Source organism: Pseudoalteromonas sp. S4492 (genome assembly GCF_005886115.1).
Lineage (GTDB): Bacteria > Pseudomonadota > Gammaproteobacteria > Enterobacterales > Alteromonadaceae > Pseudoalteromonas > Pseudoalteromonas gelatinilytica.
In genome coordinates this window covers 67,566-80,664 of the sequence record NZ_PNCP01000046.1, presented here as the reverse complement: position 1 = coordinate 80,664, position 13,099 = coordinate 67,566, and the positions used below count along the sequence as shown (strand labels likewise).

The window sequence follows — 13,099 nt, the reverse complement described above, 5'->3', positions numbered from 1 at the left end:
CTAGGATCTGGCGCTTTCGTGAATCAAAAATGAATAAAAAAGCCACTACGCTGAATTACACCTTAATAATAAATAAAAATCCCCTAAAAAGGCCGTAAATGCTGGCATATCAAGACACTTTCCTTTACATTTGCATGACAATAATCACAGTTTTATGAGCGCATTTATGAATAACGAAACCCTTTCCCAACTCGAACAACTGATCGACAAATTAATCCTTCGCAACAGCGAACTTGAAAGTGAAGTTAAAAGCCTGCAAGAACAAACCGCTAAGCTTTTAGATGAGAACGAAACTCTGCAACTGGAAGTACTAGAAAACGAAGAGAAACAAAAAGATACAAGCAGCACATTGACTGGCCTGCTTGAGAAATTGCAAAGCGTTCAACAGGCTAGCTAATGAGCAGCCCACAAAGTCAGCGGGTCACCGTAGAGCTACTAGGTAAAGAGCATGAGTTCTCTTGCCCACCAGGGCAAGAGCATGCCCTAGTTGCTGCTGCACAAAATTTGAATGACTTAGTGGAGCAAATGAAACAACGCTCATCGGTTCGCAATGACCAAAAAGCATTGCTAATGGCAGCATTACATCTAAGTCATGAATTGCTTGAAGTTAAATCGCAACAAGCAGAACAAGAGCAACAACATGACAGCTTAATAGATAAGCTCAGCCAACACCTTAGTATTTAGAAAAAAGCGCATCTGGCGCTTTTTTTGTTTACAATCAACTGCACTGACACCTATTCGAGCTAAACACCATGCGATTTTGTGCTTTTTTGTTCTGTTTATTTCTAAGCTATAGCGCCCAAGCAAGCGTTAGCTGGCATAGCATCACGCCTGAAATCCAATTTCTACAACAACAAAATAAACTGCGTTTTTACGATTCGAATCAAGTGCTGATAGAGGGTAAAGAATGTGCCTTAATGTTTGATGCCAGTGGTAACTTTGCCGAGGTAGAAAAGCTCGCTGAGCAGCTAAAAGAACGCTTAAAAACACCATTATGTTATTTAGTGGCGAGTCATTATCATGATGATCATCTGCTAGGCTTGGCCGTTTTACAAGCTGAGTTCCCTGAAGCTAAACTCATTGTACATCAGCAAGTAGCGACTGAGTTTTCAGCAATGCAGCAAGCATTGACAGATAAATTAGATGGCTATGAAAAAAGCATTGAGCTCAGCTATCAACGGCTTGCCAATCAACCTGAAAATCAACAAGCTATTTGGCGCGACAAACTTGAACTTGCAAAAAAGCGCTTATTTCGCTGGCGAGAGCTCACCTTAAACCCGCCAGCTATTAGCATTACTGAGTCAACACAGCTAAACCTTGGTAACTACCCCGTCGTTATTACACCTTACCAAGCGCATACTAAGGGCGATCTCACTTTAAGGGCAGATCAAGGTCGCGTGCTGTTAGGCGGCGATATAGTCGACAGCTTACCTTACCCTGGGCATGGTACATTCACGCGCTGGATAACCGCACTGCAAGATATTCAGAAAAATACCACACTGACAACTATTTTACCGGGTCACGGCAAGCCGCTGACACCTGCTGAACTTGCGCTCCCTTTAAAGTTTTTGAAAACCATTAAAGAGCTGACAAATTCCTCGCCGGATAAACCAGTGAGTGAATTAATTCCACTTTTTCCTTCAGACGTTAAACAGCAATACCAACTTGATGAAGTGGGCGAAAGAGCGTTTTCTATGTTTCTAGAAGCTGGACTTAAACAGAGCAAATTGTCAAAATAGGGCTAAAATAGTAAAAGGATTTTATTATATGGCTCAAGTAAGTTTGAAATATTTACTTTTGCTGAGCTTGTTTATTGGCTTACAAGGATGCCAAGTAACTCAGCAAGAAACAGAACAACAACGGGCAAGGCCGGAGATTTTTAGCCATTACGAGCCTGATTTAACAACCCAGCAAGCACCTAGTGAGTTTGTCGATTCAACAGCTGTCGAACCACGTCCTATTGCTGCGCCCATAGCGGTCAATAATACCCCACTAGCAAAGCCTAGATCAAAAGATCTATGGCAGCATATCGCCAACAATTTAACGCTGGTATTTCAAACCAACAAACATACATCTGCACGAGTAAAATGGTATTTGAAACAACCTAATTACTTGATTAAAGTAAATAAACGTGCTGCGCCCTATTTGTATCATATCGTCACACGTATCGAGCAACAGAAGCTACCGATGGAGCTGGCACTATTACCCTTTGTTGAGAGTGATTTTAGACCAACAATACGTTCATCAGAACAAGCCGTTGGTGTTTGGCAGTTAGTCGGTGCGACAGCTTATCATTTTGGTGTGCAAAGCGACCAATGGTATGACGGACGCCAAGATATACTCGCTTCAACTGATGCCGCTTTAGCTTATTTAAGTTACTTACATAAACGCTTTGATGGTGACTGGCTGCATGCCCTTGCTGCTTATAACAGTGGTGAAGGACGCGTTAAAAAAGCTATCGAAAAAAATAAAGAGCTTGGCAAAAAAACTGACTATTGGTCATTATCACTACCAAAAGAAACCGCTGAATATATTCCTAAACTTTTGGCGCTTAGCTATTTACTTAAGCATCCTGAGCAAGGCTTAAAGCGCCCTAAATTAGCGAATAAAGCACTCACCACTGAATTTGATGTCGGCCAGCAATTTGATTTTTCGGTCATCGCAAATTTATCAGGTGTGGGGCATAACCAGCTCCATAAATTAAATCCAGGATATTTAAAAAACCAAAGCTCTCCAAATGGTCCACATACTCTGCTTTTACCTATGGAGCGCCGTACCTTGCTGCAAAGTAAGCTGTTTCGCAACAACTTTGCTGGTGAATATATAGTGCAAAAAGACGATACCCTTTATGGCATTGCCAGACGCTTTAATATGTCTGTAAAGGATCTGAAAGCGCTTAATAGTAAAACAAGTAACCTGATTAAAGTCGGTGAACAATTGCGATTATCACAGCCCCAAACCATGCCTGAATCTTTACTGGTTGATTACAATATTAGCCCTTACCTTGAACAGCATGAGGAAGTTATCGCAACCATTGCGGTTGATTACCTCGTTAAACCAGGTGATTCAATTTGGAGTATCAGTCAGCTATACGACGTGCCTCATAAAGACGTTGCAACGTGGAATAAACTCAGTGCCACCAGCATTTTAAAACCAGGCACGATTTTGACATTGCACCTACCGCAAGCAAAACCCGCTGAGCCGCAAGTACCAGCCAGCGAAGCCATGTTGTCAGGTATCGAAAGCTCATTGAAAAAGCCTTGATTGCTCACGCATTGTGGTTAGCGTAAAATCAGCGCCTATATTTTAAATTCAAAAGAGAAATAACATGCAAATCAGTAAAGACGCAGTGGTTGAATTTCACTACACACTTAGTGAAGCAGGCGAGCAAATCGAATCAAGCAAAGATGGCGAGCCACTTTCATATATCCATGGCACTGAAGGCATGCTTCCTGGTCTTGAAAAAGCCCTTGAAGGTAAAGCGGCTGGTGATAACTTCAGCGTAACACTTGAACCTAGCGAATCTTACGGCGAGCGCGTTGATAATCTAATTCAACGCATTCCTCTTAAGCACTTACAAGGCAACACAAAAGTGTGGAAGCCAGGTATGACTGCAATCGTTCATTCAAACCAAGGTCGTCACCAAGTGACTATCGTTAAAGTAGGCCGTTTCAATGCAGATTGTGACTTAAACCACCCATTTGCTGGTAAAACACTGACATTTGATGTTGAAGTGATCAATGTTCGCCAAGCAACAGCTGACGAATTATCACACGGCCACGTGCACGGTGAAGGCGGTTGTGGCCATAGCCACTAAGGGTAAAAAATGACAAACGTTGCAATTGTCACCGGTGGCAGTAAAGGTATTGGTAAAGCTGTAGTTGAGCGTTTAGAGCGTGAAGCCTACACAGTTTATAACTTGGATATCACCCCGTCTGAGGGCAATTATCATTACTGTGATGTCAGTGATGTTCAGCAGGTGAAATCGGTTATTGCCGATATTATTGCTCAGACGGGTCGCGTTGATGCTTTAGTCTCTAATGCGGGTCGTCATTTAAGTGCCAACATTGAAAATACCGATGAAGCAACGTTTGATGCCCTGTTTGCGCTCAATGTGAAAGGTGCCTATGCTGCAATTCAAGCTGTATTACCTAGCATGAAAAGCCAGCAAGGCGGCAGTATCGTATTGGTTGCCTCTGATCAGGCAATCATTGGCAAACCAAACTCGTTTGCTTATAACCTAACCAAGCACGCGCTAGCTTCCATGGCAAAAACGACAGCACTCGATTATGCGGCGTTTAACATTCGTGCAAACGCAGTGTGTCCGGGTACGATAGAAACACCACTGTTTCATAATGCGATTGATGCATATTGTCAGCGCAGTGGTGCCGATAAAGCAGAAATTGTTGCTGAAGAAGCCGCACTGCAACCGCTAGGCCGTTTAGGGCAACCAGAAGAAATTGCTGCTTTGGTGAACTTTTTAATAAGCCCAGAAGCAAGCTTTATTACTGGTAGTTTACAAAGTATTGATGGTGGATACACCACGCAATGAGCGACAAAATTATTGACCCCCATGTGCACTTTTTTAACCTCACTGAGGGTCAATACACTTGGCTACAAGGTAGCAACCCCCCCCCTTGGCCAAATTTAGATAAAATCAAAAAGCAAATTACTAGCTCAGAACTTAAAGCCGCTTGCCCATTTCAACTAGAAGCCTTGGTGCATATTGAAGCTGGCTTTGATAATCAAGCGCCAGTGAATGAGCTTAATTGGCTTGCAACGTACTTAAATGATATTCCCTATCGAGCAATCAGCTACAGCGCGATTGACGCATCTAGCAAACACTTTGAAGCGTCACTCAATGAATTAGATCATCCATCTTTGGTTGGTATTCGCGATATAACCGAAGGTGATGAAGCCAAGCGCTTATTAACTCCTCACTGCCAAGACAACCTAGCCATGCTCGCAGGCGAAAACTTACACTTTGAAGCACAGTTTGAAATTGAAAACATGCAGGCGACTGAGCAGCTTATTAAGTATTGCATCGCACTGCCCTCATTACGTGTGGTAATTAATCATTTAGGCTTTATTAGTGATGAGCAAAGATGGCTTGAAGCAATCATTAAACTCAGCCGCTGCGATAATATCGCAATAAAGTTCTCAGGCTTAGAATTCACACAAATTGCCGTAAACAAACACCTTTGGCTGGTTAATAATTTAGTTAAGTACTTTGGTGAACATCGCGTTATGTTTGCCAGTAATTTCCCTGTTTGCCAAATGAATACCAGTTACACAAACTGCTGGAAGCACTATCACTCATTGTGCTCGCAGTCGAGTTTATGGCATAAACTAAGCTATAAAAACGCCCGCGAAATCTATCTAATTGCTTAAAAACTAGCTATATTCAGGTCAGTAAAGCTGTTTAGGTTGGTGTTATGTTTGTTCATTTTAAAAAGCCTTTAGCTGCTGTAGCAGTTACGTGTTCGCTTATCATTGCAGGCTGTGGTGGTTCTGGTAGCTCAGAGTCAGGGACTATCGATGCTGCAGATATCACATGGACTGAAGGTGTATTTGAGCCATCAAGTAAATTTGACCAACAATGCCAAGCACTCAATGAAAAGCACTGGCTACGCGCTTGGAGTCACGAAACCTATCTTTGGTATGACGAAATAACGGACCGCGACCCTGCATTAACTGACGGTGTTTTAAATTACTTTGCCTTATTAAAAACCCAAAACACCACGGATTCAGGTGCAAACAAAGATAACTTTCATGCCAGCTTGCCAACTGACGAATGGCAAGCTCAGAGCCAATCAGGGCAGTCTTTTGGTTATGGCTTTAAACTTAAGTTAATCAGTGCCAGCGCCCCTCGCAAAGGGATTATCAGCTACACAGAACCTAATTCACCGGCTGCAAACCTCAATCTGAGCCGTGGCTTAGAAGTCGTTGAAGTGGATGGCGTTGACTTTGTTAATGCCAGCACCCAAGCTGAGGTTGATGTATTAAATGCAGGCCTCTTTCCTTCGGAGTCCGGCAAAGTAACCTCTTTTGTATTCAAAGACATTAATACCAGCGAAATTCGTGAAGTGACTATGACTGCACAAACCATTACAGGCCAAGCAGTTAGCAACATAAAGACCTTTGCCAATGGTGAAGTAGGCTACTTTCAGTTTAATCGCCATAATGCTGTGGCAGAAAAGCCCTTGTATGACGCCTTTAACAGCTTAGCTGCAAGTAACGTTAAAGACTTGATCATCGATATGCGTTACAACCCTGGTGGATACTTATTAATGGCCAGCCAAGTTGCTTACATGGTGGCAGGCGGAAACAACACCTCAGGCAAAATCTTTGAACGCACTATTTTTAACGATCAACATCCAACCTTTAACCCCGTTACTGGCGATCGCTTAGAACCCGTTTATTTTACCGATGAGTTTTTAGGCTTTGCCGAAAACCCAGCTATCAGCCCAGGAACCCCATTGCCTTCGTTGAACCTAGAACGTGTTTTTGTGCTGACAACAGGCAACACCTGCTCAGCCAGTGAGGCTGTGATTAATGGCCTACGGGGTGCCGATATCGAGGTAATTCAAATAGGCGAAACAACCTGCGGTAAACCTTATGGTTACTACCCGACTGATAACTGTGATACCACTTATTTCAGTATTCAATTTACCGGCGTCAATAACAAAGAATTTGGTGAATATGCTGATGGCTTTGCGCCACAAAATAGCAATGATAGCGAGTATCAGCCAGTGATGATCCCAGGCTGTGCTGTCGCTGATGACTTCACACACCAATTAGGCGATGAAAATGAAGCTATGCTAAGTACTGCACTTAGCTATCGCGAGACAGGCCGTTGCCCTCAAGCCACTTCAACGATTAGTGAACAAGGGTTTGCACCAGCAATTTTTACAGACACACCAAAAGTGCATGACATCCGTACTTCTACCTTGCTTCAGCAAAGTAAAATTTTAGAGCAGTAGGAACCTTAATGAGAGCCCAACTAACTAGTGTATTACTGATATCAACGCTGCTAGGCTGTAGTGCACAAAGCCAAGAGCCAACACCGAAATTACAACATGCGCGGCTAACTGAGCCACAAAGTGAGCTAATAGCACAAGGCATTGCCAGATTAATGCATAGTAAGCCAATCGCAGTTGCCAATGATGCGTTTATAAATAGCAGCGTGTTAGTCACAGATAGTATGAGTGTTGTAGATGCTCAGGGTAACCCGATGATGGGCAAACAGCTAGCGATGCCTGAGCGCTTTGAATTATTAATCAAAAACAGCATGTGCTTTGTTCGTCATTTAGATAGTAAAGCAACCGAGCCACTACCTTTGGTAAAATGCAGGCCAATTGATTAATTTAAATCTAAAAAGTAGATATAAAAAAAGCCCTTACGGGCTTTTTTAGTAAAATATTAGTGAGTGTTACTTAATCTCAACACGTTGAGAACGCATAACAACTTCATCATTTAATTCAATACCGATACCTGGCTCTTCTGATACTTGGAAGAAACCATTTTTAGGTTGTGGATCTTGAATACACAATTCACGGTTCCATTTCTTAATCGCATAGGTGTGATGTTCGTGAATTAAGAAGTTAGGAATTGCGGTTTCTAAGTGCAACGAAGCTGCGGTTGCAACTGGGCCGCCACACACGTGAGCTTGAATACGCACATCGAAGATATCAGCATAATCACACACTTTTTTAGTTTCTGTGAAACCACCACATAGACCTAAGTCTGGCTGAAGTACATCAATACTTTGATCTTCTAGATATGGACGCACACCCCAGCGATTATACAAACGTTCACCACCTGCAATTGGCACGGCAACTTTGTCGGCAACTTTTGCGTGTAATGAATGATTTAAGTAGTTCACTGGCTCTTCGTAATACATACAATCGAACTCTTCAGCAATTTCACCAATTTGAATTGCTGATGTCGCGCCTGGTAAGCTGTGACATTCAAAAATAATATCAACTTCGTCACCGACGGCTTCACGAATAGCTTGCATGCGCGCACGATATAACTTCATTTCTGCACGAGAAATAATGTTAGTGCGATCATAATAAGTATTGCCGTTTTTATCGTACTGAATAGGGTCAACTTTTACCGCATCATACCCTTCAGCCATCGCCTTAAGTGCTGCTTCTGCATATTCTTCTGGGTGAACAAGCGCTTTAAATTCGCTGTCCCAGTCAAACTGTAATTGTGATGCATAAGTACGTAGCTTATCGTTAACTTTACCACCTAATAGCTGGTAAACAGGTAAGCCTAATGCTTTACCTTTAATATCCCAAAGCGCAGTATCAATGGCGCTCATTGCTGCATAGACAACCGGACCACCACCTAAACCCCAAAAGCTTTCGCGTAGCATTCGAGACCACAGTTTTTCTGTTTGGAATGGGTCATGACCAATTAAAAAGGCATCAGCCATTTCTTTGATCATTGCCGCTGCTGCACTGTGACCTAAATCATAAGCAAGGCCTGCCTCACCCACACCGCTAATACCTTCATCAGTATGAATACGCACAAAAACAGGTGTCCAAGCAGGTCTGTCTGGACAATGAATATCGAACACTTCGACGCGATTAACTTTCATGGTTACTCCTTACTGAGCAAAACTAGGATCAAGACGATAAGCTTTACGCAACATTGCTGGCCAAGCTAGTTGACCACCCGTGCTGCCGCTATGCACGACATTCGCTTGATTATAAATATTATCGATAATTGGTTGTGGTACCGGAATTGCCGTTTGACCACTGGCTTGAATAGCCAATTGAATTTCACAGGCGCGCTGCAAATCGTAAAAGCGCATAAAGGCATCTCCCACGGTTGGGCCAACGGTTAAGCCACCGTGGTTAACCAATAACATGTGATTGGTGGTGCCTAAATCATCTTGCAGGCGCTTTTTCTCATCACTGTTTACCGCTAACCCTTCGTAGCCGTGATAAGACAGTGATGGCAATGAAAACATTGAGTATTGACTCAGTGGTAATAGGCCTTTTTCTTGCGTTGCAACGGCAATGGTTTCTTTTGTGTGTAAATGAATAACACAATGAGCGTCATCACGAACTTCATGAATCGCGCTGTGAATAGTGAAACCAGCCGGGTTAATTTTAAATGGCGTGTCATCAAGAATGTTACCTGCTAAATCGACCTTAACAAGGTTTGATGCTGTCACTTCATCAAAACTTAAACCAAACGCATTAACCAAATACTGATCTGTGCCCGGTAAACGTGCCGACAGATGAGTGTAAATTAAATCACCCCATCGAAAGTGCTCCACCAAACGGTAACAGGCAGCTAAATCAACACGAAGCTGCCATTCTTGTTCAGATACTTTATTTTTTAAATCGAGTTTTGGTAAGTCAAACATGGGAAACCTTGTAAATGTGACACAGCACAAATAGATGTATAGAAGTCTAAATTACTATTAATGGATGATCAATAGATGATACAAAAAGGCCACATCAATTGATGTGGCCTTTTTCGCTTTATGTATGCTTATTTTACTTGCGATAAGTAATCAGCAATTGCAGCCATTTCTTCTTCAGATACGTTTGCAACCATCGCTTTCATCGCAGCAGTCATACCGTTACTACGCGCACCTGATTTGATGTCTTTCATTTGCGCTAGTAAGTACTCTTTATTTTGACCATTTAATTTTGGGTACTGAGCCATGATAGGCGCTTTACCTTCTGGACCGTGACAAGTTTGGCAAAGCTTAGCTGTGTAAAGAGCTTGGCCATCCGCTGCCATCGAATTGAAAGATAAGCTTGCAGCCATTGCAATGCCAGCCCCACATAAAATTTTCGTGATCTTGCTCATTTGTATCTTCTCTTTATTGACGGGTTATTAAACATTTTCTTTAGTGTAGACCATGATTTAACAATATTGCACCCGAAAATTGTAACGGCAATCGAAACAGGTATTACCAAATTAAATCATCAGGTACTTCAAAATCAGCATACGGATCATCTTCATCCTTCTGCTTATCTTCAGGCTCAACATGGAACACTATATAATCTTCGCTGACCTCAGCGACTTTTCGTGCTGGCTCGTCTTCCAGTACAAAAAATTGGCCTTCTAAAACACAAATTGCCAAACGGCCACCAGCAAGGGCCTTTTGTGTTTTTTCGTTTACTTCTAGCTCTTTCACTTTATTTTGATAAGTGAAGTTAAATGTTCGGTCACCACGAATTTCATCTTGATTGTGATGCTCTAAAATTTGCTTAACGCGGGCAACTTGCTCACGTTGTTTTTGCTCTTCTAAACGCGCTTTATTAAGCTCATCGGCTTTTTTCTGCTGCTCAAGCTTAGTTTGCTCAATATGTTTTTGTAAATCGCTCGGATTACTGGTGGCGCCTTTCTTTTTCTTCTTTTGCTGTTTGCGCTTTTCTGTTTTGGCTACTTTAGCTTTGTGTGCCGTAGTAAGGCCAGCTTTAAGTAATTGATCTTGTAATGAACCCATGACGAAATTCCAATTTAATAATGCGTATTAGGGTTATTTTAATCAGCTCTGCCAACAAATAACAGTACTGAGCCCACTTGATTCACAGCAATCGAGTATATTGCAGTGAGATTAACATGCGATGAAATCATGACACTTTGATTTAACGCAAGATTTATAATTTTAGTCGCCTTTGAACTTGTAAAAAAACCTGTACCCGATAAGCTAGGGCTTTTCCTCTAGGGAGCTAAAAATGCAGCTGCGACATTTGTTACTTTGCTCTGTATTTATTTTCTTTGTTTTATACGCCCCACAACCCTTACTTGGATTATTCGCCAGCCATTTTTCTGTATCGCCAGCCACTGCAGGTAGCTTAATGACCGCGACGATGCTGCCACTGGCCATTGCTCCTTTAGTTTACGGCTTGTTCTTAGCTAAGCGAAATCCACTTACAATTTTAAAATTTGCCATGCTCGTGTTGGCCATAAGCTGCGTTGCTTTTACCTTTGCACCAAGCTTTGAGCTGCTATTGCTGGTTCGCTTTATCCAAGGGATCACCCTTCCCGCGGCGCTCACCGCTATGACCAGTTATATAGGTGTGACTTATCAGGCCGACCAATTACAACGTAATATGACTCTTTACATTGGCAGTACCATAGTCGGTGGCTACTTCGGACGCATGCTTGCCGCCTTGTTTACAGACTTTTTAAGCTGGCAAAGTTTTTATTATGTGATTGCGCTAGGGTTAGTACTGTTTGCAATCGCCATTCCCAAATCAAGCAAAAGCGCAAGCATTCACGCTGCAAAATCGCCGCTGTTGTATCTAAAGCAATTAAAAGATCCACTCGTATTAAAGCTCTACGGGGCAGTATTTTGTATGTTTTTTTGCTTTGCAGCACTGTTAAATTATTTACCTTTCATTTTGCAAGACAGCTTTGCTATCACTAATACCCGAGATATCGGACTGGTTTACAGTGGCTATTTATTAGGTGCGCTGGCATCCATAGCCACACCGTGGCTGTTACGTAAGTCATCAACGCCTTGGCGTTTGCTAACTTGGGTATTTGTATTCTATAGCCTAACAATGGTGTTATTAATGAGCCAACAGTTACTGCTATTTGTGGTCGCTTTTACTGGCTTTTGCGGTGCAATGTTTGTGATCCACTCAAGTGCCGCCCCTCTGGTAAATAAAATCAGCAGCGCACCAGCAAGTGTGACGAATGGAGGCTATGTATCGTTTTATTATAGCGGTGGCGCACTGGGCTCGTTATTGCCTGGGCTGGTATATCAGCAACACGGCCAAGTTGCCTTTATGACCGTGCTACTTTTAGTCTGCTTAGTGGGTTTAAGCTTAGTTTATTTGGCTGGTAGAAATACGATACGCGGTTGATGCCCGGTACTTTCAAAAAAGCGTTCTAAATCATCTTTTTTCATCAGCCATGTCGCGGTATTTTCAAAAGGGTGACAATGAAAAAGCTCGTTAAACCAAATTTCTTGGTCTAGCCAAAGGGTGACATTATTTTGCTTATCGTTTAAAAGTGCCAACATAGAAACACAGCCCGGTGGCACTTTTAGATAGCGCGCTAATCGCTCATCGGATGCAAACCCTAATCGAGATAAGCCTTGCTGTTGAGCAATAGCCTTTAAATCAAGCTGCTTGTCGTGAGCAGTGATCACTAAAAAGTGGCGCTTGCCTTCATTATCTCGTAGAAACAAGTTTTTTAATCGAGTGCCCGGTCTATCGAGCATAAATTTATCGGCATCTAAGCTACCGTGTAATGGTGGATGCTCAATCACATCATAATTAATATCTAATTGAGCTAGCGTAGCAGCTAACTTGCTTTTATCTGCATACATTTACAAACAACGTCCTCGTAATTGCACACTTAAATCACGCCATAATACTTCATCAATGACGTGCTTATCGTCACAGTATTGTCGTTCTTTAAGTTCTTCGTTTAATAATTCCACCGCTTGATCCTCAAGCATGAGCTTTAAGTTGCTTGATTCTTCAAAGACTTCTTGTTCGGCAAAATCTTTAAATTGGCTACGTGTCATAGGCTTATCAAGGTTTATTGGGCGACGACCTTGGGCTTTTACTGACACCACATAGGCAAAAATTTTATTGCCTTGGTCGTCATTTTTTTCGTAAAACTGCTTATTGTTAATTTCAAACGGAGGGGCCTCTTCTTGGCTTGCGCAACCGGCAAGTAAAGCAACCAAAAGCCATGCTATTTTTTTCATTATTGGATAAGCCTTGTACAGTGTATGCGCACTAGTCTATCAAAAATACAACAACAGAGTAAAAATTCGATCATTTTAAAAAAAATACTTGACCAAAAATGCAAAAATATTTAAAGTTCACCCCGCTTGAGACGCAAGACTTAAGCATCCTGTATTTTAGGAATGTGGGGCTATAGCTCAGCTGGGAGAGCGCCTGCCTTGCACGCAGGAGGTCAGCAGTTCGATCCTGCTTAGCTCCACCACCTTCCTACTCTTCTTTAGGCAATCTGCCGAATCTTTAATAAAAACCAATACATTCTAAGTTAAAGCAATTTTATTTGTCTTTCTGTCGTCTTCGTTTTATAACAGACACAAAAAAACCGAGCAAAGCCCGGCTTTTTAAACAATTTTTTAGCG

The 13,099-nt window shown here is 42.2% G+C and carries 16 protein-coding genes and 1 tRNA gene; 11 read left to right on the top strand and 6 right to left on the bottom strand.

Going from position 1 to position 13,099, the window contains the following annotated elements; all coding sequences use genetic code 11:
* The first annotated feature begins 166 nt into the window (after positions 1 to 166).
* The 9 genes from CWC28_RS16010 to CWC28_RS15970 all read left to right on the top strand — a co-directional run bounded on the left by CWC28_RS16010 (position 167) and on the right by CWC28_RS15970 (position 7,366).
* Positions 167 to 397 carry a hypothetical protein gene (locus CWC28_RS16010; RefSeq protein ID WP_054552458.1) on the top strand — a complete coding sequence of 77 codons (231 nt, stop codon included), beginning with the start codon at positions 167 to 169 and terminating at the stop codon, positions 395 to 397.
* A complete protein-coding gene (locus tag CWC28_RS16005; protein WP_054552457.1) occupies positions 397 to 684 on the top strand; it encodes a cell division protein ZapA in 288 nt (95 codons plus the stop codon). Before CWC28_RS16010 ends, CWC28_RS16005 begins: the two co-directional genes overlap by 1 nt.
* Positions 685 to 752: 68 nt before the next feature.
* Complete coding sequence (locus CWC28_RS16000; RefSeq protein WP_063701862.1) at positions 753 to 1,739, top strand: MBL fold metallo-hydrolase; 987 nt, start codon at positions 753 to 755, stop codon at positions 1,737 to 1,739.
* 28 nt (positions 1,740 to 1,767) lie between these two features.
* Positions 1,768 to 3,264: a LysM peptidoglycan-binding domain-containing protein gene (locus tag CWC28_RS15995; protein WP_138625412.1), complete on the top strand. Its 1,497-nt coding sequence runs from the start codon at positions 1,768 to 1,770 to the stop codon at positions 3,262 to 3,264.
* A 64-nt stretch (positions 3,265 to 3,328) separates the two neighbouring features.
* Complete coding sequence (locus CWC28_RS15990) at positions 3,329 to 3,817, top strand: FKBP-type peptidyl-prolyl cis-trans isomerase (protein ID WP_063701864.1); 489 nt, start codon at positions 3,329 to 3,331, stop codon at positions 3,815 to 3,817.
* 9 nt (positions 3,818 to 3,826) lie between these two features.
* Positions 3,827 to 4,552: an SDR family NAD(P)-dependent oxidoreductase gene (locus CWC28_RS15985; protein WP_138625411.1), complete on the top strand. Its 726-nt coding sequence runs from the start codon at positions 3,827 to 3,829 to the stop codon at positions 4,550 to 4,552.
* Entirely contained in the window at positions 4,549 to 5,391 is an 843-nt protein-coding gene (locus CWC28_RS15980; RefSeq protein WP_138625410.1) for an amidohydrolase family protein, read from the top strand. The genes CWC28_RS15985 and CWC28_RS15980 overlap by 4 nt, the downstream gene beginning before the upstream one ends.
* A gap of 44 nt (positions 5,392 to 5,435) precedes the next feature.
* Positions 5,436 to 6,983, top strand: coding sequence for a S41 family peptidase (locus tag CWC28_RS15975; RefSeq protein WP_063701870.1), 1,548 nt, complete (start codon positions 5,436 to 5,438; stop codon positions 6,981 to 6,983).
* 8 nt (positions 6,984 to 6,991) lie between these two features.
* A complete protein-coding gene (locus tag CWC28_RS15970) occupies positions 6,992 to 7,366 on the top strand; it encodes a hypothetical protein (RefSeq protein WP_063701872.1) in 375 nt (124 codons plus the stop codon).
* A 66-nt stretch (positions 7,367 to 7,432) separates the two neighbouring features.
* On the opposite strand, the gene CWC28_RS15965 is transcribed toward CWC28_RS15970, so the two are convergent.
* The 4 genes from CWC28_RS15965 to CWC28_RS15950 all read right to left on the bottom strand — a co-directional run bounded on the left by CWC28_RS15965 (position 7,433) and on the right by CWC28_RS15950 (position 10,480).
* Entirely contained in the window at positions 7,433 to 8,608 is a 1,176-nt protein-coding gene (locus CWC28_RS15965; protein WP_054552450.1) for a mandelate racemase/muconate lactonizing enzyme family protein, read from the bottom strand.
* A 9-nt stretch (positions 8,609 to 8,617) separates the two neighbouring features.
* The gene (locus tag CWC28_RS15960; RefSeq protein WP_063701874.1) at positions 8,618 to 9,385 is read right to left on the bottom strand and encodes a class II aldolase/adducin family protein; all 768 of its coding nucleotides are present in this window, start codon (positions 9,383 to 9,385) and stop codon (positions 8,618 to 8,620) included.
* Between the two features lie 128 nt (positions 9,386 to 9,513).
* Entirely contained in the window at positions 9,514 to 9,837 is a 324-nt protein-coding gene (locus CWC28_RS15955) for a c-type cytochrome (protein WP_063701876.1), read from the bottom strand.
* 103 nt (positions 9,838 to 9,940) lie between these two features.
* On the bottom strand, positions 9,941 to 10,480 hold the full coding sequence (locus CWC28_RS15950) for a DUF2058 domain-containing protein (RefSeq protein ID WP_063701878.1): 540 nt from the start codon (positions 10,478 to 10,480) through the stop codon (positions 9,941 to 9,943).
* Positions 10,481 to 10,712: 232 nt separating this feature from the next.
* Here CWC28_RS15950 and CWC28_RS15945 point away from each other — a divergent pair, with 232 nt between their 5' ends.
* The gene (locus CWC28_RS15945) at positions 10,713 to 11,849 is read left to right on the top strand and encodes an MFS transporter (protein WP_063701881.1); all 1,137 of its coding nucleotides are present in this window, start codon (positions 10,713 to 10,715) and stop codon (positions 11,847 to 11,849) included.
* On the opposite strand, the gene CWC28_RS15940 is transcribed toward CWC28_RS15945, so the two are convergent.
* On the bottom strand, positions 11,816 to 12,316 hold the full coding sequence (locus CWC28_RS15940) for a prolyl-tRNA synthetase associated domain-containing protein (RefSeq protein WP_063701883.1): 501 nt from the start codon (positions 12,314 to 12,316) through the stop codon (positions 11,816 to 11,818). The genes CWC28_RS15945 and CWC28_RS15940 overlap by 34 nt on opposite strands.
* Positions 12,317 to 12,703 carry a putative periplasmic lipoprotein gene (locus CWC28_RS15935; RefSeq protein ID WP_105180672.1) on the bottom strand — a complete coding sequence of 129 codons (387 nt, stop codon included), beginning with the start codon at positions 12,701 to 12,703 and terminating at the stop codon, positions 12,317 to 12,319.
* A 166-nt stretch (positions 12,704 to 12,869) separates the two neighbouring features.
* On the opposite strand from CWC28_RS15935, the gene CWC28_RS15930 reads away from it, so the two are divergent.
* Positions 12,870 to 12,945 (top strand) — tRNA-Ala (locus CWC28_RS15930).
* Positions 12,946 to 13,099: the final 154 nt, after the last annotated feature.

Excerpts from the sequence above, each read along its gene's own strand:
- CWC28_RS16010 (WP_054552458.1), top strand. The coding sequence starts at position 167 with ATGAATAACGAAACCCTTTCCCAACTCGAACAACTGATCGACAAATTA.
- CWC28_RS15995 (WP_138625412.1), top strand. The coding sequence starts at position 1,768 with ATGGCTCAAGTAAGTTTGAAATATTTACTTTTGCTGAGCTTGTTTATT.
- CWC28_RS16000 (WP_063701862.1), top strand. The coding sequence starts at position 753 with ATGCGATTTTGTGCTTTTTTGTTCTGTTTATTTCTAAGCTATAGCGCC.
- CWC28_RS15970 (WP_063701872.1), top strand. The coding sequence starts at position 6,992 with ATGAGAGCCCAACTAACTAGTGTATTACTGATATCAACGCTGCTAGGC.
- CWC28_RS15950 (WP_063701878.1), bottom strand. The coding sequence starts at position 10,480 with ATGGGTTCATTACAAGATCAATTACTTAAAGCTGGCCTTACTACGGCA.
- CWC28_RS15955 (WP_063701876.1), bottom strand. The coding sequence starts at position 9,837 with ATGAGCAAGATCACGAAAATTTTATGTGGGGCTGGCATTGCAATGGCT.
- CWC28_RS15940 (WP_063701883.1), bottom strand. The coding sequence starts at position 12,316 with ATGTATGCAGATAAAAGCAAGTTAGCTGCTACGCTAGCTCAATTAGAT.
- CWC28_RS15960 (WP_063701874.1), bottom strand. The coding sequence starts at position 9,385 with ATGTTTGACTTACCAAAACTCGATTTAAAAAATAAAGTATCTGAACAA.
- CWC28_RS15985 (WP_138625411.1), top strand. The coding sequence starts at position 3,827 with ATGACAAACGTTGCAATTGTCACCGGTGGCAGTAAAGGTATTGGTAAA.
- CWC28_RS16005 (WP_054552457.1), top strand. The coding sequence starts at position 397 with ATGAGCAGCCCACAAAGTCAGCGGGTCACCGTAGAGCTACTAGGTAAA.
- CWC28_RS15935 (WP_105180672.1), bottom strand. The coding sequence starts at position 12,703 with ATGAAAAAAATAGCATGGCTTTTGGTTGCTTTACTTGCCGGTTGCGCA.
- CWC28_RS15980 (WP_138625410.1), top strand. The coding sequence starts at position 4,549 with ATGAGCGACAAAATTATTGACCCCCATGTGCACTTTTTTAACCTCACT.
- CWC28_RS15990 (WP_063701864.1), top strand. The coding sequence starts at position 3,329 with ATGCAAATCAGTAAAGACGCAGTGGTTGAATTTCACTACACACTTAGT.
- CWC28_RS15965 (WP_054552450.1), bottom strand. The coding sequence starts at position 8,608 with ATGAAAGTTAATCGCGTCGAAGTGTTCGATATTCATTGTCCAGACAGA.
- CWC28_RS15975 (WP_063701870.1), top strand. The coding sequence starts at position 5,436 with ATGTTTGTTCATTTTAAAAAGCCTTTAGCTGCTGTAGCAGTTACGTGT.
- CWC28_RS15945 (WP_063701881.1), top strand. The coding sequence starts at position 10,713 with ATGCAGCTGCGACATTTGTTACTTTGCTCTGTATTTATTTTCTTTGTT.